18 protein-coding genes, 2 tRNA genes and 1 rRNA gene are annotated in these 25,116 nt (G+C 39.0%); 12 read left to right on the top strand and 9 right to left on the bottom strand.

The window, feature by feature from the left end; translation table 11 throughout:
• Window positions 1–67 precede the first annotated feature (67 nt).
• Complete coding sequence (locus tag QSG86_RS04475) at window positions 68–1,225, top strand: MFS transporter (protein ID WP_317032670.1); 1,158 nt, start codon at window positions 68–70, stop codon at window positions 1,223–1,225.
• A gap of 392 nt (window positions 1,226–1,617) precedes the next feature.
• On the opposite strand, the gene QSG86_RS04470 is transcribed toward QSG86_RS04475, so the two are convergent.
• Together QSG86_RS04470 and QSG86_RS04465 are read right to left on the bottom strand one after the other, a co-directional pair.
• Window positions 1,618–2,784 carry an MFS transporter gene (locus QSG86_RS04470; protein WP_317030388.1) on the bottom strand — a complete coding sequence of 389 codons (1,167 nt, stop codon included), beginning with the start codon at window positions 2,782–2,784 and terminating at the stop codon, window positions 1,618–1,620.
• Window positions 2,781–3,974: a serine hydrolase domain-containing protein gene (locus QSG86_RS04465; protein ID WP_317030387.1), complete on the bottom strand. Its 1,194-nt coding sequence runs from the start codon at window positions 3,972–3,974 to the stop codon at window positions 2,781–2,783. The genes QSG86_RS04470 and QSG86_RS04465 overlap by 4 nt, the downstream gene beginning before the upstream one ends.
• A 123-nt stretch (window positions 3,975–4,097) precedes the next feature.
• On the opposite strand from QSG86_RS04465, the gene QSG86_RS04460 reads away from it, so the two are divergent.
• Complete coding sequence (locus QSG86_RS04460; protein ID WP_317030386.1) at window positions 4,098–4,988, top strand: LysR family transcriptional regulator; 891 nt, start codon at window positions 4,098–4,100, stop codon at window positions 4,986–4,988.
• Window positions 4,989–5,045: 57 nt separating this feature from the next.
• Here the strand turns inward: QSG86_RS04460 and mnmE are convergent, their stop codons facing one another.
• The 5 genes from mnmE to rpmH form a co-directional block, all read right to left on the bottom strand.
• Window positions 5,046–6,401 carry a tRNA uridine-5-carboxymethylaminomethyl(34) synthesis GTPase MnmE gene (mnmE, locus tag QSG86_RS04455; RefSeq protein WP_317030385.1) on the bottom strand — a complete coding sequence of 452 codons (1,356 nt, stop codon included), beginning with the start codon at window positions 6,399–6,401 and terminating at the stop codon, window positions 5,046–5,048.
• Window positions 6,402–6,493: 92 nt separating this feature from the next.
• On the bottom strand, window positions 6,494–8,254 hold the full coding sequence (yidC, locus tag QSG86_RS04450; protein WP_317030384.1) for a membrane protein insertase YidC: 1,761 nt from the start codon (window positions 8,252–8,254) through the stop codon (window positions 6,494–6,496).
• Window positions 8,255–8,259: 5 nt separating this feature from the next.
• Complete coding sequence (yidD, locus tag QSG86_RS04445; RefSeq protein WP_317030383.1) at window positions 8,260–8,580, bottom strand: membrane protein insertion efficiency factor YidD; 321 nt, start codon at window positions 8,578–8,580, stop codon at window positions 8,260–8,262.
• Between the two features lie 9 nt (window positions 8,581–8,589).
• Entirely contained in the window at window positions 8,590–8,982 is a 393-nt protein-coding gene (rnpA, locus tag QSG86_RS04440; protein WP_317030382.1) for a ribonuclease P protein component, read from the bottom strand.
• 27 nt (window positions 8,983–9,009) lie between these two features.
• A complete protein-coding gene (gene rpmH / locus QSG86_RS04435; RefSeq protein ID WP_000831329.1) occupies window positions 9,010–9,144 on the bottom strand; it encodes a 50S ribosomal protein L34 in 135 nt (44 codons plus the stop codon).
• A gap of 621 nt (window positions 9,145–9,765) precedes the next feature.
• On the opposite strand from rpmH, the gene dnaA reads away from it, so the two are divergent.
• The 5 genes from dnaA (at window position 9,766) to QSG86_RS04410 (ending at window position 16,749) form a co-directional block, all read left to right on the top strand.
• On the top strand, window positions 9,766–11,145 hold the full coding sequence (gene dnaA / locus QSG86_RS04430) for a chromosomal replication initiator protein DnaA (RefSeq protein WP_317030381.1): 1,380 nt from the start codon (window positions 9,766–9,768) through the stop codon (window positions 11,143–11,145).
• Window positions 11,146–11,249: 104 nt separating this feature from the next.
• A complete protein-coding gene (gene dnaN, locus QSG86_RS04425; protein WP_317030380.1) occupies window positions 11,250–12,398 on the top strand; it encodes a DNA polymerase III subunit beta in 1,149 nt (382 codons plus the stop codon).
• Between the two features lie 18 nt (window positions 12,399–12,416).
• Window positions 12,417–13,499: a DNA replication/repair protein RecF gene (recF, locus tag QSG86_RS04420; RefSeq protein WP_317030379.1), complete on the top strand. Its 1,083-nt coding sequence runs from the start codon at window positions 12,417–12,419 to the stop codon at window positions 13,497–13,499.
• A gap of 43 nt (window positions 13,500–13,542) precedes the next feature.
• Window positions 13,543–16,011, top strand: a complete 2,469-nt coding sequence (gene gyrB, locus QSG86_RS04415; protein WP_317030378.1) for a DNA topoisomerase (ATP-hydrolyzing) subunit B — start codon at window positions 13,543–13,545, stop codon at window positions 16,009–16,011.
• A 366-nt stretch (window positions 16,012–16,377) separates the two neighbouring features.
• Complete coding sequence (locus QSG86_RS04410) at window positions 16,378–16,749, top strand: hypothetical protein (RefSeq protein WP_317032669.1); 372 nt, start codon at window positions 16,378–16,380, stop codon at window positions 16,747–16,749.
• A gap of 93 nt (window positions 16,750–16,842) precedes the next feature.
• On the opposite strand, the gene QSG86_RS04405 is transcribed toward QSG86_RS04410, so the two are convergent.
• Entirely contained in the window at window positions 16,843–18,780 is a 1,938-nt protein-coding gene (locus QSG86_RS04405) for an ATP-binding cassette domain-containing protein (RefSeq protein ID WP_317030377.1), read from the bottom strand.
• A 303-nt stretch (window positions 18,781–19,083) separates the two neighbouring features.
• Here QSG86_RS04405 and erpA point away from each other — a divergent pair, with 303 nt between their 5' ends.
• Window positions 19,084–19,419 carry an iron-sulfur cluster insertion protein ErpA gene (gene erpA / locus QSG86_RS04400; RefSeq protein WP_317030376.1) on the top strand — a complete coding sequence of 112 codons (336 nt, stop codon included), beginning with the start codon at window positions 19,084–19,086 and terminating at the stop codon, window positions 19,417–19,419.
• Window positions 19,420–19,475: 56 nt separating this feature from the next.
• Here erpA and QSG86_RS04395 read toward each other — a convergent pair whose 3' ends face one another.
• Window positions 19,476–20,603: an anhydro-N-acetylmuramic acid kinase gene (locus tag QSG86_RS04395; protein WP_317030375.1), complete on the bottom strand. Its 1,128-nt coding sequence runs from the start codon at window positions 20,601–20,603 to the stop codon at window positions 19,476–19,478.
• A gap of 63 nt (window positions 20,604–20,666) precedes the next feature.
• Between QSG86_RS04395 and tyrS the strand changes: the two genes are divergently transcribed.
• The 4 genes from tyrS to QSG86_RS04375 all read left to right on the top strand — a co-directional run bounded on the left by tyrS (window position 20,667) and on the right by QSG86_RS04375 (window position 25,065).
• The gene (gene tyrS, locus QSG86_RS04390; RefSeq protein WP_317030374.1) at window positions 20,667–21,899 is read left to right on the top strand and encodes a tyrosine--tRNA ligase; all 1,233 of its coding nucleotides are present in this window, start codon (window positions 20,667–20,669) and stop codon (window positions 21,897–21,899) included.
• Between the two features lie 1,193 nt (window positions 21,900–23,092).
• A 16S ribosomal RNA gene (locus QSG86_RS04385) occupies window positions 23,093–24,629 on the top strand.
• A 160-nt stretch (window positions 24,630–24,789) separates the two neighbouring features.
• Window positions 24,790–24,866: transfer RNA gene (locus QSG86_RS04380), tRNA-Ile, on the top strand.
• A 123-nt stretch (window positions 24,867–24,989) separates the two neighbouring features.
• A tRNA-Ala gene (locus tag QSG86_RS04375) sits at window positions 24,990–25,065 on the top strand.
• Window positions 25,066–25,116: the final 51 nt, after the last annotated feature.

The following is a 25,116-nucleotide window of genomic DNA, read 5'->3' as shown; positions in this document are numbered from 1 at the left end:
ATTCTTTTTTTGCTGTTCTAATGTGACATTTTAAATGACAAATTCTCAATCTTGGCGACCATTCATTATGGTAAGCCTTGCGCTTATCATGGGCACAATCGGTACAGCTTTAGCCAGTCCACTTTATCCCATCTATCAAACACTATGGCATTTACTGCCGAGCCAAATTACTTATATTTTTGTTGCTTATATGTTTGGTTGTTTGGCGACCTTATTATTTTTAGGTCGTGCCAGTAACAGTTTTGGCTTTTTAAAAGTTTTACAGATCGGGATCTGTTTTGCCATTTTAGGTTTAAGTCTTTCTGCATTTGCACCCAATATGATTAGTCTAGCTTTTGCTCGGTTTATTATTGGTATTGCATCAGGATTAATTAACACATCCGCTATGCTCGGTTTAGTGCTGACTATTCCAGATGCTTACAAGAAAAATGCAGCCCAATTTAGTTCAATCATTACTGTGATTGGTTTTGGTTTAGGTCCTTTAATTGGTGGCTTGATTGCACAATTTTTTCCTAAGCCTTTAATTACACCTTATTTACCGATTATTTTAGGTGCTATTGTCTGCTTATTTGGTCTATTTAATATTCGTGTGCCTCAAACTCAATCTGAATCATTTTCAGTAGCACCTCATCTAGAACTACCGCAATCGTTATTTAAACCTTTATTTTATATTGCTGGTTTTACGGCGTTTAGTGCCTTTGCTTCCTTTAGTCTATTTGCATCATTAGCCCCTTCATTTGTAAAAGATGCAATCCCTTGGCATGGCCCACTGGTGAGTGGAATTGCCATTTCAAGTATTTTATTGGTTTCAGCCATCATACAATTTTTTGCCAAAAATCTGTTACCAAAAACATGTATTCAAATTGGATTATCTAGCTTAATTCTCAGTTATGTTTTATTGGCACTATGCATGACGCAACAATGGGGATTTTTATTTTTTATCAGTGATATCTTGATTGGGGTTGGGCATGGCTTAGGTTTAATGGGTGCCTTTTCACTGATTCATCTCATGACAAATTTGAAAAATCGGGCAGCAGTGATGTCTACCTATTTATTTATTGGTTACTTAGGTACTATTATTCCAATCATAGGCGTCGGTTTCTTGGCGGACTATTTTGGATTTATCACAGCGATTTTAACTTTCTGTATCACAATTGGACTGCTGTGTTTATGGCTGATTATTCGCTATCAACAGCAAAAACAAACACATTTACCTCATTATTAATATCAGCATCTGGTCATATTCAATAGCATATAACATGCCTGATGCTGATTAAAACGAGTCAATCACTTAACTCATCTTGATCGATATTAAACTCAAACCACTTGAATTTAGCGAAAATTGGCTGCGGTATGGTATGCCATGATTACTTTACCAATATAAATTTTTCGCCATTGCGACAATTCAGTCTTGAGCCTTGACTAAAAACAATGATACCGATGAAATACTCAATCAACGTAAAATTGTATATCCTTAAATTTTAATACTATAACAACTAAAATCATCACATCTAGACAATTGGAATCTGCATCTGTTGCAACTCTTGCTTGGGTTTCTACTTGAAGATGCCAAAATATAGCTCATCAACGCTTTGCTTTAATATGCTTAAATCAGTTTTATCTTGATGGAAAGCCATGATGTTTTGCTAAAACGATGATAACCAGTGTAGCAATCATAAGCATGAATAAAATCATTGTAAACGACCCGATACCAAAACTTTCAAGCAATATGCCACCTATTAGCCCACCACCAGCAATTGCGGTATTCCAAGATGTGACCAGCATGGACTGGGCAATGTCTCCAGCATCTCCAGCAGCTTTAGCAATCGCTGTCTGTAAAAGCGTTGCTAAGCCACCAAAAGCGACTCCCCACATAGCAGCAGCAAAGAAAATTAAAAGAGGTATACTGCTTGCAAAATGAATCAATGAGATAGCCAAAATAAATAACACAGCACTGCTTATAATCAGCATACGCAAGTGTCGGTCAACCCATATACCCACACCCCAAATTCCCAGTAATGATAAAATTCCAAATATCAACAATACCGTATCTGTTTGCGCTAACATCCCAACAGCCCCCAGAAAAGGGGTAATGTAGGTATAAAGAATGTTATGAGCGAGAACAAAACAAAGTACAACCCATAAAACTGGGCGAATACCAGCGATCATCAATACAGATTTTATTGGTAAACGTGCTGTGATAGGCTGACCCTCAAAGTCTGGAACCGCAAAGTAAATCCAAAATAAAAGGACAAATGCCATTAAACTCATTAAGCCAAAACTCACTTGCCAGCCCATTAAATTTCCGAGAAAAGTTCCTGCAGGAACCCCGAGTGAAAACGCTAGGGGAGTCCCCACCATGGCAATAGCAATCGCTTTTCCTTTTTGTTCATTCGGCACCATACGGGAAGCATAACCGGCCAATAGTGCCCACAATACGCCAGCTGATACACCCGCTAAAAAACGCGCTATCATCGTAAGCATATAATTCAAAGAAAATACTGTGACAGTATTGGCAACCAAAAAGCCTGCTATCGCCAACATCAGTAAAGGCCGACGACGCATTCCCTGTGTAGCTATCGTCAAAGGGATCGCAGCAACAAGTGATCCTATGGCATAAATCGTGATAGTTTGACCAACCAAAGCTTCTGAGACATGAAGACTTAGCGCCATGCGCGGCATCACACCTGCTGGTAATGCTTCGGTTAGAATTGTGATAAATACTGCTGTAGCTAGTGCCAGTAGTGAAGATAAAGGCAGTCTGGACTGTGTAGAAACACTCATTGGCTATCGACCACCGAATCATATACCGCATCACGAATATCAATCACGAAACGTCCAGACATTCCCTCATACATCGTATTCGTAAATGCGACAACACTCAGTTCATGTGATCGGTCAACAAACCATGAATGCCCGTAAGCTCCCCCCCAGCGCCAAGTACCGATCGACTCTGGTGATGCTGCAAGTTGAGGATCACGCAGTACTGAAAAACCTAATCCAAAACCAAATCCAGGAGTATTGGGTAGGAATAAACCATTTGTTTGATCACGCCCCATTTCATCAATCAGTGAAGGTGATAACAGTCTTCCACCATCTTGTCGTAAAGTTTCCAGTAACACCATAAAATCGTGTGCCGTACCTGCCATTCCAGCGCCACCAGATGGGAACGCTTGTGTATCAAAGATACGATCAGGGCTGTAAATAATTCCCACTGCACCATCAAACGGTGAAACGATTTCTCCTTCCTCAAGTCGATGAGGTCGTGGTTCATCATTTACATAAACTGTAGCGACTCGTTTGCGATCATTGACCCAGAAACTGGTATTGGACATTGCCAATGGTTCTGTGACGAATTGCTGAATAACTTGATCTAGTGGCATATTGAGAATCCGCTCTAACAAAGCACCCAACACATCAGTAGCCAAAGAATATTGCCAAGAAGAACCAGGCTCATATCGCAATGGTACTTTGGTGATACGGCGTAGATTTTCCTGAAGCGTTATTCCCGAAGTGTCCATCCCATCAGATACGCATGCAAGTGCATATGCGCCGGTGATGTCGTTTTCTAAAAAACGATATCCTAATCCTGCCGTGTGACTGAGTATTTGTCTTAACGTAATGATGGCTTCTGATCCATCTTGTCGTAATGGCCGAAACTCAGGCATCCAACAACGGATATCTTTATCTAAATCTAATAGCCCTCTGGCCACCAATATCATTGCAGCAACAGATACAATAGGCTTACTCACTGAGGCTAAGCGAAAAATTGTATCAATATTCATCAAGCGTTTGGATTCTTTATCTGCCCAGCCTGCTGCGGTCTGATAAATCAGTTGCCCACGATGAGACACTAGGATAACGGCACCGACCACTCGATGGGAGTCAATCGCGTGTTTAACAATATTTTGCATACGTTGAGACAACGTAGCGCTTGAATCTTGGATACTCGAAGGAAATCGAATTGAAGTCATGTTGGTTGCTATTCTCTATGATGATTAAATCTGGCATACCAAGACTAAAGGACTTGTTACTCAAGAAAAATATAGCTACATTTCATTGTTATAAGGACAAAATTGTCCGCAATAGGAACGCGAATGGATAGTCTTAATAGTATTGTTGTATTCGTCAAAGTTGCAGAAACAGGGAGCTTTGCTGCTTCAGGACGTCTGCTAGGGATATCCGCATCAGCGATTGGAAAAAGTATCGCCAGACTTGAAGATAAGTTAGATGTGCGATTGTTCCATCGTAATACTCGTAGTATTAAGCTCACGATCGAAGGCGAGATGTTTCTTGAACGCTGTAGACGTATTTTGATTGAGATCGAAGCAGCAGAGCAGGAGCTATCTCAAGTAAATGCTGCTCCATATGGACGTCTAAGAGTGAGTCTTCCTCTGGTTAGTTCGTTAGTCTTACCCGTCTTAGGTGAGTTTATGCGAACATATCCTGAGGTGGAATTGGACTTAGATTTTACAGATCAAGTGGTTGATGTGATTAAAGATGGCTTTGATGCAGTGCTACGAACAGGTGTTCCACATGACTCTCGGTTGACTGCACGTCGTTTAGGTCAATTTCGTTCTCTGTTAGTGGCTTCCCCAGAATACCTCAACACTCATGGCATACCAGTACATCCAAAAGATCTCGAACAACATCGCTGCCTGCATTATCGCTGTCCTCATAGTGGTAAATTAGAGCCATGGGCGCTAAAAATGCACCCAGCAGATCCGCCACTCCAATTACCAATATCAATGATCTGTAACAATATCGAAACCCGCGTATGCTTCGCAATGCAAGGACTGGGCATTGCCTATTTACCAGATTTCGCTATACGTCAACAATTATCAACCGGCCAACTGCAATCAGTGTTAGTTGATTATGTGGAACGAACAGGAGTGTTCCATATTCTGTGGCCTGCAGGTAAACATCCTATTCCAAAGGTACGCGCATTCGTTGATTTTTTATGCAGCAATGTATTTTTAGAAGTATAACCGTCTACTACCTCAAATTCATGATGCAGTAATTACCGTAACAGCATTAAATGCATTTTACTTTCCGATACAGAATGAGCCGAAAATTTTTCCTAATAAATCATCCGCACTAAAATCACCCGTAATTTCACCTAATGCATTTTGTGCTAAACGTAATGATTCTGCCACCAACTCTCCAGCATGGTAAATCACCAGTTGTTCACGTGCCTCTGCCAGATATGCTTGTGTGCGCTTCATTGCATCTAGGTGGCGTGTTCTGGCAATAAAAGTATCTTCCTCAGGCTGAAAGCCTGCATGTGCTGTAATCGCATCTACGAGCATCTGAACACCTGTTTCTTGTTTAGCTGAAATCGTAAGATGTCGAAAACCCTGTAATGCCGTAAGATCAGCAGCGCTATCAGTTAAATCACATTTATTGGCAATCAGTATTAAACGTTTAGGTTCAATATCATCAGCAAAATATTGTCGTGCCAAGACTAAAGGATCTTCATCTTGACTTAAATCATAGACCAACAACAGCAAATCAGCCTGTTCAATTTCTTGAATTGCACGACGAATTCCTTCTTTTTCAACAATATCACCTGTTTCACGTAAACCTGCGGTATCGGTCAGGGTAATTGGCAAGCCATTTAGCGTGATTCTTTCATGCAGTACATCACGTGTAGTTCCCGCAATATCGGTCACAATTGCACGTTCAATACCTGCCAAAGCATTCAGCAAAGAAGATTTACCTGCATTGGGTTTACCAGCAATTACCACTTGTAAACCTTCACGTAATAATTGTCCTTGCCGTGCCGATTGTTGTACTGCTGTGACGGCATCTGCAACACCATCAAGTAAGGTTAAAATTTTACCATCGGCAAGAAAATCAATTTCCTCTTCAGGAAAATCAATTGCTGCTTCGACATGTAACCGTAAATGAATGAGCTGTTCAAGAACATGATTGACTTTATGCGAAAAAGCACCCTGTAAAGAACGTACCGCAGAACGTGCAGCCGCTTGTGAAGTGGCATCAATTAAATCGGCAATGGCTTCAGCTTGAACCAAATCTAATTTACCATTTTCAAAAGCACGCATAGAAAACTCACCCGCTTTTGCCGCAATTGCCCCCAGTTCAAATAAACGTGCCAATAATGCATTTTGAATAATAGGACCACCATGACCTTGTAATTCAATTACATCTTCTCCGGTAAATGAGTGCGGATTTGGAAAACAAATCACCAAACCCTCATCCATCACTTCACCTTGGTCATCATAGAATTGACGAAAACCAGCATAACGTGCTTGAGGTAATTCCTTTTGTGTTAATAACGCTGCGATTTGATAGGATTTTGGTCCAGATAAGCGAATAACACCTACACCACCACGTCCTGGTGGAGTTGCAATTGCCGCAATCGTGGTTCGGTCTAACATAACATTCACCTACAGCTTTCTTAAAAATATACACAAAAAAATCCGCCTAAGATTACCATCTTAAGCGGATTTATTCAGCTATTCAGTATGACTTAATTCGCTGTATCAGTTTTTGCACGCTGCTTTTCAACACTCTTATTAATTAAAGACTGTTGAATAATCGTGATACTGTTGTTGACAATCCAGTACAACACAAGGCCTGCTGGGAAGAACAACATAAATACTGTAAAGATAATTGGCATAATGCGGAATACTTTAGCCTGCATTGGATCAGCAGGTTGAGGATTAAGCATTTGCTGAATATACATGGTCGCGCCCATAATTAATGGCAAAATAAACCATGGGTCCATTGCAGATAAATCTTGAATCCATAAAATCCATGGTGCATGACGTAATTCAACTGACTCCATCAACACCCAATACAATGCAAGAAAGATTGGCATCTGTAGCAATAATGGCAAACATCCTGACAATGGATTGACTTGCTCTCGCTTATAAAGTGCCATCATTTCTTGAGAGAAACGCATCCGGTCTTCGCCAAACTCTTCTTTCATACGTTGCATTTCTGGTGCAATGACACGCATTTTTGCCATTGAGCGATAGCTTTTCGCAGATAATGGCCAAAGAATTAATTTTACCAAAACAGTCAATAAAATAATTGACCAGCCCCAGTTTCCAACAATACCATGGAAAAATTGCAAACCTAAAAACAATAATTTAGCAATTGGCCATAACCAACCATAATCGACAGTTTGGTTTAAACCTACAGCCAAATCTTTGAGTTCAGATTGAATTTTTGGACCAGCATAGAAAGTTGCATCAACTTCAGCCACGGTACCCGCTGGAACGTTAATGATTGGAGAGGTAAAACCAATGATATTCATATCATTGCTTGCAGCACGTGTTTCCAAGTGTGCTTGATATTCTTGACCTGCACCTTGTGTAAGCTTCAGTTGTCCAGGAACCCATGCACTCACAAAATAGTGTTGAACAATAGCAACCCAACCACCTTTTGCTTCAACATTTAATTTTTCATCATTAAAGTTAGCAAATTTAATTTTATTGTACGGATCTTCAGGATCTCCCCAAGCCCCACCCAGATAAGTACCTAAAGTAAAAATACCTTGATCTGATTTGCCTGGATCTTCAGAACTATCACGTTTGATTTGTCCAAACATTTGGCCTTGCCAATTGTTCGCACTGCGGTTGACAACTTTATGTGTCACGACAATTGGATAATCGCCTTGTGTAAAGGTGAAAGTTTTAATGATTTCAATACCGTCTGTTGTTTTATACACCATAGGTACAGTTAAAACTTTTAGCGTCTTACCATCTTCTTGTTTAGAAGATTTAGCATCTGTTGCTAAAGTATATTGCGCTTTTTCAAACTCATAAACAGGACGACCATTACGACTACTGTCTGGACCATTCGGACCAATCAGACCCGATTGAGAAACATAAGTCCGTTTTGGATCACTTTCCAGTAATACAAAAGGCTTATTCGTGTCTTTATTTTCATCATGATTGAGTAATTCAACACGAACAATATCACCACCTTTAGGATTAATCCAAAGATGATAAAGGTCAGTTTGTACTGAAATAAGCTGTTGACTTAAAGGTGCTGTTGCATCTGTAGCTTGTTGCGAAGTCGCTGTATTTGCTTGTGGCACATCTGTAGATGCCGTGGCAGTTTGGCCATTTGGTAAATCAGCAGATACTTCTTGCGTAACAACCTTTGCAGTTTGCTGTGGTTGTGGTTTTGCATTTCCGTAATCTTGCTGCCAAGCCAAAATGAGCAAGTATGCGACAACAAACATGGCTCCGAGAATTGCAATCCTGGCCCATTGTTGCATATCTATTACCCCAAGTGGTTAGAGTGATTTTGGTTCATGAAACGATCACGAAAGGGTACAGTAATGTGAAGCTTTTGAGAATCTATTTCATGAAATGAAATAAAACGAGTTGCTTTAGGTGGTACCGGATCATATCCAGAACCGCCCCACGGATGACAACGGCAAACACGTTTAGTTGCCAACCACACACCTTTAACAGCACCCTGTTGATGAACTGCTTCTAAAGCGTATTGAGAACAAGTAGGTATATAACGACAGCGAGGTCCTAATAATGGACTAATTGCAATCTGATAAAATCGAATCAACCAATGCAGTAATCGTACCATTGGCCATCTCTACTTTTGTGGGGAGGGAACTATTTTTGAATGCTTTTTAGCAAGGCGTTGAAGTTTTTGCCAAGCAAATTGTAATTGCTGATGCAATTCAGCATTAGGAATTGTATCTATACCTATTTTAGGCATAACAACAATATCTAATTGTTTTAATTGCTGTTGATGCAAGCGGAAACTCTCACGAGCAAGTCGTTTTACTCTATTGCGTTCATGCGCACGGCGCACTTTTTTCTTAGCAACAACAAGTCCCAAACGGCTATTTGGCTGTTTGGCAATCGTTGCTAACAATAAAAAATGGGGCTGATGCACTTTAAAAAGCGCACCATCGAACACACTTTTATAGTCGGAAGCACAGCGTAATCTTACCTCTGTGCTGAAGCCATAAAGTGTTGTCATAACACCCAAGATCTTTGCTTAAGCCAATTAAACAGTCAAGCTGTGACGACCTTTTGCACGACGACGAGCTAATACTTGACGACCAGCTTTAGTAGCCATACGAGCACGGAAACCATGAACACGCTTACGCTTTAATTCAGATGGTTGAAATGTACGTTTCATATCGAAACTCCAAAAATGATCTTTCTATAAAGGTCCGCGATTTTAGTGTTCATTGCTTGAGCTGTCAATCAAAAACAAGATTTATTACCAAATAAAATAAAACTTGTTGAATAGCACTTGATTTGATTAAAATAAAGTATTCACAATCTAATTAATTGAATTAGATATAAATATATAAGATATCAACAGCCTTATAAACATTTTTAACTGATCATGATTAAAACGCGTTGTTAATTTTAAAATTCAATTTGAATTTAAACTTATCCACAAAATTGAGGTTGCTTATAAATAAATTTAAATTTTAAAATTCAAATTTATTATTATTAGTAAGGCATTTATCTGTGGAAAACAAGGTTTTATTTTTTAATATCAATAATATATCATGTTGATAACTATGTTTCTATAATTTTAATACTTTGTGGATAAGTTTGTGATATATTTTATCCACAGCATGCGGATAAACTTATCCACATGCTGATTTAAATTTAAATTCGCTGATAAATATTTTAGTGCTGGAATGAATTTATCATGACAGATGTGGATAACTTCGCTAGAATGGCGACCCGCTTTAGCGATCAACCATTATTTTCTGCTTTACCAATAAATGAATAGGGGATTCACATGCTTTGGACAGAGTGCTTGACTCGTTTACGACAAGAGTTATCTGGCAATGTCTTTACAATGTGGATTCGTCCATTGCTGGCAGAGGAAACTCAAGATACATTGCGTTTATACGCCCCCAATCCTTATTGGACACGTTATATTCAAGAACATCATTTAGAATTGATTTCAATTTTAGTTGAACAACTCTCTGAAGGGCAGATTCGTAAAGTTGAAATTTTAGTTGATTCACGTCCAGGTGCAATTTTATCTGCAGATGAACAGCCTGCTACGACGACTTCTGCATTAGAATCGATGCCAGTTTCCGCTCCTATTGTAAAAGCCAAAAAAGAAGAATCCTTACCAAAAAATCATCGTAAACGTCAACTAAATCCATTATTTACATTTTCTTTATTTGTTGAAGGTCGTTCGAATCAAATGGCAGCAGAGACCTGCCGTAAAGTATTAACACAGTTAGGTGCCTCACAACATAATCCATTATTTCTATATGGCCCAACGGGATTGGGGAAAACACATTTAATGCAGGCAGTAGGAAACGCTTTATTACAAGCAAAACCTAATGCTCGAGTCATGTATATGACTGCTGAAAGTTTTGTACAAGATTTTGTAAGTTCATTACAACAGGGTAAAGTTGAAGAGTTTAAAAAAAATTGTCGTTCTTTAGATTTATTACTGGTTGACGATATTCATTTACTGGCAGGTAAAGAAGCAAGCTTAGTCGAATTTTTTTATACGTTTAATGCTTTATTGGATGAGTCCAAGCAAATTATTTTAACCTCTGATCGCTATCCAAAAGAGTTGACCGAATTGGATCCGCGTTTAGTATCGCGTTTTTCCTGGGGATTATCTGTTGGGGTTGAACCGCCTGATATTGAAACTCGCATTGAAATTTTACTCAAAAAAGCAGAAAGCAGTGGTGTTGATTTACCTCGGAACTGTGCCCTATTTATTGCGCAACAAGTCGTTGCCAATGTACGTGAATTAGAAGGTGCTTTAAATAAAGTTGTTGCAATATCTCGTTTTAAAGGTACTGCAATTGATCTAGATGTGGTGCGTGAATCACTAAAAGATGTATTGGCAATCCGTGCAAGAACCATTAGTACGGAAAATATTCAGCGTGTCGTGAGTGAATATTTTAGAATTCCATTAAAAGAATTGATTGGTCCTAAACGGACTCGAATTTATGCACGTCCTCGTCAACTTGCGATGGGATTAGCACGTGAATTAACAGGAGATAGTTTTCCTGAAATAGGGATGGCTTTTGGTGGTCGTGATCATAGTACCGTAATGCATGCTTGTGAAAAAGTGCTGAGTTTGCGTGACCAAGATCCTATCTTTAATGAAGACTATAAAAACTTACAACGCTTGTTGCAAAGTTGACTGCTATTGATCAAATTATATTCTTGCAATACACCATATTCTGCCGCATAGTACAGTGCTAAAAAATATTTTATTATCTTCAGTTGTTATTAGAGGGATGCCCCGTGCGTTTAAAAATCGCGAAAGAAAGCTTACTTAATGTTTTGTCACATGTTGTAGGAGCGGTAGAACGTCGCCATACTTTGAATATTCTTTCTAATGTCAAAATTCAAGTTAATTCTGATACTTTAACCATTACCGGTTCGGATTTAGAGGTTGAATTAGTTGCCAGTACTACGTTAGCAGATGGGGCTTGCATACAGGCTGGTGAAACCACTGTGCCAGCACGTAAACTGATGGATATTTGTAAATCTTTACCCTCTACAGCATTAATTGATTTGCATATTAGCGAAGATCAACGTTGTATTTTAAAATCGGGTAACAGTCGTTTTGTCTTAGGAATTTTACCAGCAGAAGACTATCCATTATTAGCAACTGAAAATAGTCAAGGTACACATATTAATGTCACACAACGAGAATTAAAGCGTTTATTTGAAAAAACATCATTTGCAATGGCTGTTCAAGATGTACGTTTTTATTTAACAGGTACCTTATTAGAAATTGATCAGAACCAATTACGTGCTGTCACGACAGATGGACATCGATTGGCAATGTGTGAAACGACTTCATCATCTAATGCAACGCAGTTAGTACAAGCAATTGTACCGCGTAAAGCTGTAGGTGAATTACAACGCTTGTTAAGTGTTGAAGATGAGCAATTGGCATTATTAATTGGTCGTGAATTATTAAATGTCACCATTGTTATTGCAAACCGCGATAAAGAACAAAGTGATATTACCGTTCGTTTTACCACTAAATTAATTGATGGTAAATTTCCAGACTATCGTCGGGTAATTCCACGTGGTGGTAATAAAAATGTAATGATTGCTCATGATGTCTTTAAACAATCCTTACAACGTGTTGCTATTTTAAGTAATGAAAAATTACGTGGTGTATTTTTGAATTTTAATGCTGATTCATTACAGTTACGTGCTAATAATCCAGAACAGGATGAGGCAATTGAAGATTTAGCGATCCAATATAGTGATGCACCGCTAGAAATGTCTTTTAATGCTCAATATTTGTTAGATGTTTTAAATGTATTAGATGGTGACGATGTGTTAATGACAATGACTGAAGCGAATCAATCGGTTTTAGTACAAGATCCACAACATGTTGACCAAACTTATGTCGTTATGCCAATGCGTGTTTAATTAACAATACAATTTATTATGCATATTACGCGTTTACATATCGAGCGTGTTCGTAACTTAAATACGGTTGCTCTCCATGGATTGCAGCCGTTTAATCTTTTTTATGGTGAAAATGGTTCAGGAAAAACCTCTATTTTAGAGGCTATTCATTTGTTAGCTACGGGACGTTCATTTAGAACCCATATACCTAAACATTATATCCAGCTTCATTGCGCTGATGCATTGATTTTTGCTCAATCAATGCAAGATAAGGTGGGGGTACAGAAGTTTAGCTCTGGTGAGCAGGTCATTAGAGTCAATGGTGACTCCATTGCGACACAAGGTCAATTGGCTAAAATTTTACCGGTACAGTATATTGAACCACAGAGCACCGAAATTATCGATCATGGTGCTAAAGCCAGACGTCAACTATTAGATTGGCTTATGTTTCACGTGGAACATGAGTTTTATCATACATGGCAATGTTATACACGTGCTTTGCAACAACGTAATCGTTTATTAAAGTCCAATCGTTATCTGTCTTTATCTGATTTAGAGCCATGGAATAAAACATTAAGTGACTATGGTGATCTTTTACATGCTTTAAGATCAATGGCGGTTGAACGCTGGCAAACTTATTTACAACAAGATTTAAAACAGTTACTCCCTCATTTAGATATTCAAATGGAATATTATCCGGGTTTCCATCGTGAGCAGAGCTTGTTTAATGATCTGAGTCATTATCATCAAAAAGATTTAGAACGTGGCTATACTGAATATGGTCCACATCGCGCTGACCTTCGTCTAAAAACATCAATGGGTGATGCGAGTGTTGTTCTATCAAGAGGCCAGAAGAAACTCTTGATCATGGCATTAAAGCTATCACAGATTGCAATGCTGCATTCTTGTAATAAGGAAACTGTGGTATTATTAGATGATCTGACGGCAGAATTAGATTTAACCGCACAACAACGTTTAATTGAGCGATTGAGCCAACTTGGTAGTCAAGTTTTTATTACCACTTTAGAGTATGAATCAGTCAAAAATCACTTATATGATTTATCTATTCCATATCAATTATTCAATGTTGAAAACGGCGAGGTTCGAGCTGTTACACAATGATTTACCATCTTTGGATAGACCTATTTTTCACTAGGGAGAAACCATGAGTTCAGAAGATCAATCTGTCACTCAAACAGAACAAACCAATGAAAAGGCTTATGATTCCTCTAGTATCAAAGTATTACGTGGCCTAGATGCTGTTCGTAAACGCCCAGGCATGTATATTGGTGATACAGATGACGGTACAGGCTTACACCATATGGTGTTTGAGGTTGTTGATAATGCAATTGATGAAGCTTTAGCAGGTCATTGTGATGAAATTATTGTCACCATTCATGACGATGAATCTGTGAGTGTTTCCGACAACGGACGTGGTATTCCAACAGATATTCATCCGGAGGAAGGTGTTTCTGCAGCAGAAGTAATTTTAACCATTTTGCATGCAGGTGGTAAATTTGATGATAATAGCTATAAAGTTTCTGGAGGCTTACACGGCGTTGGTGTCTCTGTTGTTAATGCGCTTTCTGCTAAACTAGAGTTAACGATTAAACGTGCCGGACAAGTTTTTCAACAAGAATATCGTCATGGTGATCCACAATACCCATTAAAAGCGACCGATGAAACATCAGAAACTGGGACCACTGTACGATTCTGGCCAAGTGCTGAAACTTTTAGTCAAACTATTTTTCAGGTTGAAATTTTAGCACGTCGTTTACGTGAGTTATCTTTTCTTAATGCTGGTGTGCGTATCGTATTACGTGATGAGCGCGTTAATCTAGAACATATCTTTGATTATGAAGGTGGTTTATCTGAATTTGTTAAATACATTAATCAGGGTAAAAACAACCTAAATGAAATTTTTCATTTTACGACACAATCAGATCACGGCATTGTGGTTGAAGTGGCATTGCAGTGGAATGATTCTTATCAAGAAAATGTGCGCTGTTTTACCAATAATATTCCACAAAAAGATGGTGGAACCCATTTAGCCGGTTTTCGTGCTGCATTGACACGTGGTTTGAATAGCTACATGGAAAGCGAAAATATCTTGAAAAAAGAGAAAGTCGTTGTTTCTGGTGATGATGCACGTGAAGGATTAACTGCCATTGTTTCAGTTAAGGTACCAGACCCTAAGTTTTCATCGCAAACGAAGGAAAAGTTGGTATCGAGTGAAGTAAAACCTGCTGTTGAACAAGCAATGAATAAAGCATTCTCTGAGTATTTACTCGAGAATCCCCAAGCAGCCAAATCAATTGCTGGTAAGATTATTGATGCAGCACGTGCTCGTGATGCAGCACGTAAAGCACGTGAAATGACACGACGTAAAAGTGCTTTAGATATTGCCGGTCTTCCTGGGAAACTTGCTGATTGTCAAGAAAAAGATCCAGCACTTTCTGAACTTTATTTAGTCGAAGGTGACTCAGCAGGTGGTTCTGCGAAGCAAGGGCGTAATCGTAAAATGCAGGCGATTTTACCGTTGAAAGGTAAAATTCTTAACGTTGAGCGTGCTCGTTTTGATAAGATGATTTCATCGGCTGAAGTTGGAACACTGATTACTGCCTTGGGCTGTGGTATTGGTCGTGAAGAATACAATCCCGATAAACTGCGTTATCATAAAATTATTATTATGACGGATGCCGATGTTGATGGTTCACATATCCGCACATTGTTATTGACCTTTTTCTTCCGCCAAATGCCGGAATTGGTAGAACGTGGTCATATTTATATTGCACAACCACCCCTTTATAAGATTAAAAAGGGCAAGCAAGAGCAATATATTAAAGATAATGAAGCATTGGATACATATCTAATTTCTAATGCGATTGACGAGTTGGAATTACATATTAGCTCAGATGCACCAGCAATTCGTGGTGAAGCATTGGCCAGTGTGATTGCAGATTATCAAACCTCGCAAAAAAGTTTAGCACGTTTAACTTTACGTTATCCTGCGAGCTTATTAGATGCTTTACTTGCAGTAGAAGCATTTAAATTAGATCAAAATAGTGATCAAGGCTATGTTCAACAGTGGGCAGAGCGTGTACGTGCAAATATTGAAAAATCACAAGCCAGTTTGCGCCCTGAACTAACCTTGGAAACAATTGAAAAAATCACTCCTGATGGGCAGCAGATTCAATGTTACCTGCCATGTATTACTATATATATACATAATTTACCGCATCGTTATGTCTTAGACGCAACTTTGTTAGGTTCAAGTGAATATGCACGGTTATTGAAAAATTCGAAAAGCTGGTTTAGCTTGCTTGAAGAGGGTGCTTATTTACAAAAAGGTGAACGTAAAATCTTAGTATCCAGCTTCCATCAAGTGTGGCAAAATATTTTACAGGACTCTCGTCGCGGCATGATGATTCAGCGTTATAAAGGTTTAGGTGAAATGAATGCTGAACAGCTCTGGGAAACCACGATGGATCCTGAAAACCGTAATATGTTACAGGTCACTGTGCAAGATGCGATTGAAGCAGATCGAATGTTCTCTTGCCTCATGGGGGATGATGTGGAACCACGTCGTGCCTTTATTGAAGAAAATGCCTTAAATGCAGATATTGATGCGTGATGTGAGATATTAATCAGTATGATATTATCATGGCTGATGATTGCTCGTACTTTAAGGTAATCTTACAGTATAAATCCTATAAAAACCTGAGTGTTAAAGATAAAATGATATTGGAATATCATTTACTTTAAAGCTCAGGTTTTTTGTATCAATATCGCGATAATAGATAAACAACATAGCGTGATATCACTTTATTTTGTTCTATATTGATCATTAAAGTTTAATTTTCTAATATTAAAAGATTGATAGTTTGTAATATTATGCTGATTTTTAAAGTTTAAAATTTCACTTCAGATACTTTTATAAAATTGACTTATTTATTACCTATGATAATGATCAAGTAATATCATTATATGCTGGGTATATATCGTGGAACTAGAATTACAACAAAGTCGAGATATTTGGGAAAATGCATTTTTTACTGGTAATTATGAGGTTCTGGCACACTATGAACATCGTAGCTTTAAAGTAATTTATGAACAAGAGGGTCGGGTTGAAGCCAACTATACCCGATATGATCGTATTGCCCATGCCGTACAAAATGGTGTTTGGAAACCACGTAATCCAGATATTATGTTTGAAGAGTTTAATTTTAATCGAGATGGAACCCTATGCCATATTTTAGTTGGCTTAAAAGAAGGGGCGCGCTTAATTCGAGAATCTTGGTTATATGAACAAGGATGGAAAATATCAGAACTTCGTTTTTTAAAGCCGTCAGACAGTGATCTGTTGAAATGAAGCACTTCAATATTGAGGGTATTCGATCGTCAGTCAATAGAGAGATGGTGGTCATACAGCATGACCACCATTTGGAACAGTATTGTCTATGACTTAGGCATCAAAAGACGCTTCTAAAAGCTCAAGCTCCATCATCAGTTCTAGCATTTTTTCTTCCACATCTGCCAATGCAGTTTTACATTCTGTTTGTTCACTCATCAGTTTGAGTAAAGCATCTTTGTTATTGGCATCATATAAGGCTGTATCTGCCAATAATAAATCAATTTCAGCCAATCTAGACTGTAATTTATTCATTTGTGTTTCACATTTTTCAATATGCTTACGAATAGGACGTGTTTGTTCTCGTCGCTGTGCTGCTTGTTTACGTTGAGCATCTTTATCTATTTTTACAGTTGCGATTTTTTCAGTAGGAAGATCTGTTGGTAATGTTTCATTTAATCCACCTTGTCTAATCATTTCTAGACGTGCTTGACGTAACCACTGTGCATAGTCAACTAAATCCCCTTCAAACTCTTGGCATTGACCACCATGTACGAGAAATAGTTCATCACAAACACTCGCAATCAGTTGACGCTCATGTGATACCAGTACTACAGCACCTTGATAATCTGTTAATGCCATGGTTAATGCATGGCGCATATCTAAATCTAAATGGTTGGTGGGTTCATCCAGAATCAGTACATTTGGGCGCTGCCAAACAATTAATGCCAATGCCAAACGAGCACGCTCTCCACCTGAAAAACGATCACATGGTGTATCCATACGTTCGCCATTAAAGCCAAAACTACCTAAAAATGAACGTAATGTCGCTTCGCTAATTTTGCGATCAGCAATTCGAGAGAGTTGTAACATTGGACTGGCTTGATTATCGAGTGCATCCATTTGATGCTGAGCAAAATAACCAATATTCAGTAATTCAGAGGCGTTTCTTTGCCCTCCCAGTAAGTCTAAATCGCCAACAAGACTTTTAATGAGTGTGGATTTACCCGCACCATTCATTCCTAATAAACCAATACGTGTATTGGGGGTAATTTGTAAATTGACTTGATGTGCAATAACTTTCTGAGGATAACCAATCGTTGCATTTTCTAAACTTAATAATGGTGAACTCATTTTAGAAGGTTCACGAAAACTAAAGGTAAAGGGCGTGTCTACATGTGCAGGTGCAAGATCTTGCATACGCTCCAACATTTTAATACGGCTTTGAGCTTGGCGAGCCTTAGTGGCTTTGGCTTTAAAGCGATCAATAAATTTTTGTAAATGTGCACGTGTTTCTTGTTGTTTTTCATACGCCTGTTGTTGCTGTGCCAAACGTTCACTACGTGTCGTTTCAAAAGTTGAATAATGACCTGTATAGAGCGTTAACTCTTGATTTTCAATATGTAAAATATGATCAGTAATTGCATCTAGAAAATCACGATCATGCGAAATCAAAATCAATGTTCCAGAATAGGCTTTTAACCAGTCCTCTAGCCATAGAATTGCATCTAAGTCTAAATGGTTGGTAGGCTCATCAAGTAGTAATAAATCTGAACGGCTCATGAGCGTTCGTGCTAGATTTAAGCGCATGCGCCATCCACCAGAGAAACTGGATACCGCGTGTTGATTTTGATGCTCCATAAAGCCTAAACCTGCCATCAGTTGTGCTGCTTTAGATGGTGCGGTATATCCATGAATTTCATCAAAACGACCATGTAACTGTGCCAATTGATCATCACTCAGCTGATCAGCATGATTGAGTTGTGCCTGAATTGCCCAATATTCCTCATCACCAGATAGCACAAAATCTAGAGCAGACATGTTTAATGCTTCTATTTCTTGTGCCATATGGGCAATAGTCCAGACTTGAGGGCGATGTAAATAGCCTTCGTCTGGCGTTAAAGCACCAAGTAAAGCGGCAAATAAGGTTGATTTACCTGCACCATTAACACCAGTTAGACCAACTTTCCAACCAGGATGAATTTGCATAGATGCTTTTTGAAATAAAACACGACCACCACGGCGTAAAGAAACTTGATCGAGCTGAATCATGGTGTTATCAAATCTAATAAAAAAGTTGCTTCATTCTAAATGATGTATTGCTTAAAGCAAAAATGTGATCACACTTTTTCGATCGTCTGCACTGAATATTTTATTAATGATGAAAATGATAAAATTAAATACAACCCATCGGGTTCAATTATTTATCACATTGTACTTGATCAGGTAAAAATCTGATAAAATTAGTCAAGTTTAACTTTGAATTGTAATAAATGGCCTTATATTGGGTATGTTATACTTATATATTGTCTTTTATGATTGATTTAAGACTCCATTGTACTGAGGAATGCCGACATGAATGCTCCAGCTCTTGTGATGACTGACAACGCTGCCAAAAAAGTACGCCAATTGCGTGACAGTGAAGGTAACCACGATTTAATGCTACGCGTTTATGTGACTGGTGGAGGATGTTCGGGCTTTTCTTATGGCTTTAATTTTGCAGAAAGTCAAAATGAAGATGATGCTGAATTTATCAATGGTGATGTTAAAATGTTAGTTGACTCATTGAGTTATCAATATTTGGTTGGTTCTGTTGTCGATTATATTGAAGGATTGGAAGGTTCGCGTTTTATCGTACAAAATCCAAATGCAACCACAACATGCGGTTGTGGCTCTTCATTCTCGATTTAAATATAAAATAGTTCGCTGTGCTAAAAATATCGCCAGTCTAAGACTGGCATTTTTGATTATACTGCGGTGATCGTGCCTAAAATACGGTAACCCTGCGCACCGGTCACGGCAGGTAGATTACCCGTTAATTGCTGTATAAAGCGCATAGCTAACCAAGCAAATGCGGTTGCTTCCACCCAAGTTGGACTAAGTCCTAAATCTGCAGTACTTTGCACCGTCCATTCGTGTTTACGTAAACGCCAGCGTAATTGTTCAAGTAAATGAGAGTTATAGGCTCCACCGCCACATACATAAACTTCACCTGTGGTCATACCTGAACGGTAGATGGCTTTTTTTATTGCACGGGTGGTGAGTTTTAATAAGGTCGCCTGGATATTTTCAGGTGTATCTTCAAGTTCGTTATAATCAAGATCATTACGCCAATCGGCAATTTGCTCATCTAACCACTCTAAATTAAAATCTTCACGTCCTGTACTTTTTGGCGGTTCTTTGGCAAAAAAATCATGATTTTGCAGACGATCGAGAAGATTACGAATGGGAGTGCCATATGCTGCCCAATTGCCATTTTCATCATAAGGCTGTCCTGTATAGCGGTGGCACCAGCCATCCATCAGGATATTGGCTGGGCCTGTATCAAAACCTGATACTTGTTCTGGCTGACCTGCGGGAAGTAAACTGACATTGGCAATACCGCCAAGATTTAAAATTACACGATGGATATGTTGATGTTGAAAAATTGCTTGATGAAAGGCTGGTACTAAAGGTGCACCTTGACCACCAGCAGCCATGTCCCGACGTCGAAAATCTGAAATAACCGGTAGTTTGGTCAGTTCTGTAATAATATTTGGATCACCAATTTGTAATGTAAAGTCATACTCTGGACGATGCCGAATTGTTTGACCATGAGAACCAATTGCCTTAATCATTTTTCTATCGATATTATTTTTTTCAATTAAGTTATTAATACCGTTGCCAATCATTTTTGCTAAAGCAACATCAACTTTTCCCATGCGATCAATTTCATTATCACCTGGTAACGTTAATGCCATTAATTCATCTCTTAAATCTGGATCAAATGGTAAAGTTAAGGTGGCATGAAGCTGTAATGGGTCAAAAGAAGCTGCAACAATATCAACACCATCCATACTTGTGCCGGTCATTACCCCAATATAGATTGCTGTCATGATTATTCTTAAGCCTGCAATATGCTGAAAAAGTGTTAGTATATCGTACAAATTGGATAACTGATGTATTTGGATTTTGTAATGTCAAATTTCCTGCCGGCTGAAGAACAACTTGCCCTCATTCAACGAGGCACTCATGAAATTATTTCTGAAGAGGATTTATTAAAAAAACTCAAACAGAATCGTCCATTAAAAATTAAAGCAGGCTTTGATCCTACTGCACCCGATCTGCATTTAGGTCATACGGTTTTAATTAATAAACTTAAAGTATTTCAAGATTTAGGTCATGAGGTCTATTTCTTGATTGGTGACTATACTGCCATGATTGGTGACCCAACAGGTAAAAGCGCAACACGTCCACCATTATCACGTGAACAAGTATTGGAAAATGCCAAGACCTATCAAGAGCAAGTATTCAAAATTCTTGATCCAAACAAAACCAAGGTTGTATTTAACTCTGAGTGGTTTGCCAATAAAACTGCTGCTGATTTAATTCAATTGGCATCACAACAGACTGTTGCTCGTATGTTGGAGCGTGATGATTTTACCAAGCGTTATCATAATCATCAGCCAATTGCGATTCATGAATTTTTGTATCCTTTAGTACAAGGATATGATTCGATTGCTTTAGAGGCAGATGTTGAACTGGGCGGGACTGATCAAACTTTTAACTTGTTAATGGGGCGTACATTACAAGGTCGTTATGATCAAGAAGCGCAGGTATGTATTACGGTACCTATTTTAGAAGGTTTGGACGGTGTTCAAAAAATGTCTAAATCTTTAGGTAACTATATTGGTGTATTTGATGCACCAGGAGCAATGTATCAAAAAGTATTATCAATGCCTGATGCTTTGATTGAACGTTATTTTGATTTATTGAGTTTTAAATCTGTTGATGAAATTCAAATTTTGTTGACAGAAATTGCTGCAGGTCGTAATCCTCAAGAGGTAAAACGTATTCTGGCTTTAGAATTGGTAGAGCGTTTTCATGGCCGTGATGCTGCAGAAAATGCCCATAAAGGTGCTGGTAATTTAATTACTGAAGGTGAATTACCTGAAGGTACCCCTGAAGTTACGATTTCACTGGCTGAATATCAAGGTGAAATTTTTATTGCATCGATTCTACGTGCAGCCGGATTAACTAAAAATGCAGCACAAGCAAAAGATGCGGTAGGGCGCGGTGCAGTCAAAGTAAATTGGCAAGCTGTTGATGCATCTTTTTCTGTTAAAGAGAAAGTTACTTTAATTGTTCAGGCAAGTAAAAAAGCAATTGCGAAAGTAACATTTATAGATTAATAGAAATCTATAACGAGATTGAAGCACTATAGTGTGATCTTAAAGATCACACCATTCATATATTATAAAATATTGAGTGTTATACGATCATTTATGCTGAATTGCATGATAGTTTTAAAATAAAAGCAGGCCTTGGCCTGCTTTTATCATACTTTGGTTTGATATTTGAAAATTAAATAAGCATCTTCAAAAATACCTTATAAAAAAAGTACTTAAATTTACTTTTTGCTATTGCAATTATAAATAAACGTAGATTAAGCTTAGGGCCATATGAGAAAATATATTGATCTAAGATGATCGTTCAAAAAACCATTTTGACTGTTGTAGATTAATTAATTATCGAAATATTAATAAGAGGAATAATAATTATAATAAAACCATGAATCGCTAGAGGATTCAGCTACAAGAGAGAGATTTTGGGAGAGATCTCTTTCTTTTTTTTGTTTAAATTAAATGACCTTAATATATGCTTGATAAAAATACTGATTTTACATCATCAATTTAAGTGCGCTATAACGCTTTGTTTAATTCACACAGTTCCAGTACTGTTGTTCTAAACATAACAATGCGATATACGACTGGATGATATTTTATCCGTGGTGATCTATTTTATTTATGATGGTGTTAAGTGTTAATTTTTTTATGATTGCATAGTGATTCATTGCCCATTGTTGCAATAAGCGCCAATCATACGATATAAGCCAGTCAGTTTAAATTGATAGATCAACAGGACTTGAGGATTTATCTTCAACGTTAATACTGTATTTAACCTATGAAATTTCATTATTTGACTTAAAATAGCGCTAAATTGTATAAAAAACGTCTAAATATATATATTTTCCTTATTTTTTGGTGAAAAATAGAGCACCTGTTCACAAATATTAAAAATAGGGGTTGCAAAGAAATGTAAATGCTCTAGAATGCACCCCATACCGACGAGATAGACGGAAACGAAGTTAGCACGAAGTGCTAAGTTGTTTAGTTTATTGAAGTTCAAAGCTTAGTATTGACGAGATACTAAGAAGATCATTAAGAAATTATGAAGAACAACTTGTGTGGATTTTTACTGATTGATTGATCGAAATATTATCATTGATTGATTGGTTTAAATTACTCGAAGTTTATTTGAGAGAATTTGTCAGAAAATTGATGAGCCAGATTTAGTAGCTTAGATTAAAGCTACAAAATGATTTTAACTGAAGAGTTTGATCATGGCTCAGATTGAACGCTGGCGGCAGGCTTAACACATGCAAGTCGAGCGGGGAAAGGTAGCTTGCTACTGGACCTAGCGGCGGACGGGTGAGTAATACTTAGGAATCTGCCTATTAGTGGGGGACAACATTCCGAAAGGGATGCTAATACCGCATACGTCCTACGGGAGAAAGCAGGGGATCACTTGTGACCTTGCGCTAATAGATGAGCCTAAGTCAGATTAGCTAGTTGGTGGGGTAAAGGCCTACCAAGGCGACGATCTGTAGCGGGTCTGAGAGGATGATCCGCCACACTGGGACTGAGACACGGCCCAGACTCCTACGGGAGGCAGCAGTGGGGAATATTGGACAATGGGGGAACCCTGATCCAGCCATGCCGCGTGTGTGAAGAAGGCCTTTTGGTTGTAAAGCACTTTAAGCGAGGAGGAGGGTACCTTGGTTAATACCCAAGAGTACTGGACGTTACTCGCAGAATAAGCACCGGCTAACTCTGTGCCAGCAGCCGCGGTAATACAGAGGGTGCGAGCGTTAATCGGATTTACTGGGCGTAAAGCGTGCGTAGGCGGCTTTTTAAGTCGGATGTGAAATCCCCGAGCTTAACTTGGGAATTGCATTCGATACTGGGAAGCTAGAGTATGGGAGAGGATGGTAGAATTCCAGGTGTAGCGGTGAAATGCGTAGAGATCTGGAGGAATACCGATGGCGAAGGCAGCCATCTGGCCTAATACTGACGCTGAGGTACGAAAGCATGGGGAGCAAACAGGATTAGATACCCTGGTAGTCCATGCCGTAAACGATGTCTACTAGCCGTTGGGGCCTTTGAGGCTTTAGTGGCGCAGCTAACGCGATAAGTAGACCGCCTGGGAGTACGGTCGCAAGACTAAAACTCAAATGAATTGACGGGGGCCCGCACAAGCGGTGGAGCATGTGGTTTAATTCGATGCAACGCGAAGAACCTTACCTGGTCTTGACATAGTAAGAACTTTCCAGAGATGGATTGGTGCCTTCGGGAACTTACATACAGGTGCTGCATGGCTGTCGTCAGCTCGTGTCGTGAGATGTTGGGTTAAGTCCCGCAACGAGCGCAACCCTTTTCCTTATTTGCCAGCACTTCGGGTGGGAACTTTAAGGATACTGCCAGTGACAAACTGGAGGAAGGCGGGGACGACGTCAAGTCATCATGGCCCTTACGACCAGGGCTACACACGTGCTACAATGGTCGGTACAAAGGGTTGCTACCTCGCGAGAGGATGCTAATCTCAAAAAGCCGATCGTAGTCCGGATTGGAGTCTGCAACTCGACTCCATGAAGTCGGAATCGCTAGTAATCGCGGATCAGAATGCCGCGGTGAATACGTTCCCGGGCCTTGTACACACCGCCCGTCACACCATGGGAGTTTGTTGCACCAGAAGTAGGTAGTCTAACCGTAAGGAGGACGCTTACCACGGTGTGGCCGATGACTGGGGTGAAGTCGTAACAAGGTAGCCGTAGGGGAACCTGCGGCTGGATCACCTCCTTAACGAAAGATTGACGATTGGTAAGAATCCACAACAAGTTGTTCTTCATGCAATATATCTTAAAGATAAAACAGAGTAATTGATTTGTCTTTGTGAGCAGATACTACGCATAAGCGAAGCTTATTTGTCTTGCAAAAAAAAGCAGTGCTTTGATTTTTCTCAGGGTCTGTAGCTCAGTTGGTTAGAGCACACGCTTGATAAGCGTGGGGTCACAAGTTCAAGTCTTGTCAGACCCACCATGAACAAGACTTAAAGTGCTACTTTAAGGCGAAGTGCAAGACAAACGAACGAAAGTGAGTGCGTAGTGTATGGGTTCAAGGATTCTGAGTGAAAAGAAACAAGATATATTGAGATCTTAAGCTGGGGACTTAGCTTAGTTGGTAGAGCGCCTGCTTTGCACGCAGGAGGTCAGGAGTTCGACTCTCCTAGTCTCCACCACTTATCCTACGGATAAGTTATAAGCAAATAACCGGATAGCTTATAGAGCTT

Source organism: Acinetobacter sp. SAAs474, assembly GCF_032823475.1.
Lineage (GTDB): Bacteria > Pseudomonadota > Gammaproteobacteria > Pseudomonadales > Moraxellaceae > Acinetobacter.
Note: the sequence above shows the minus strand (reverse complement) of the source record. Positions and strands in the feature narration are given on the sequence as shown.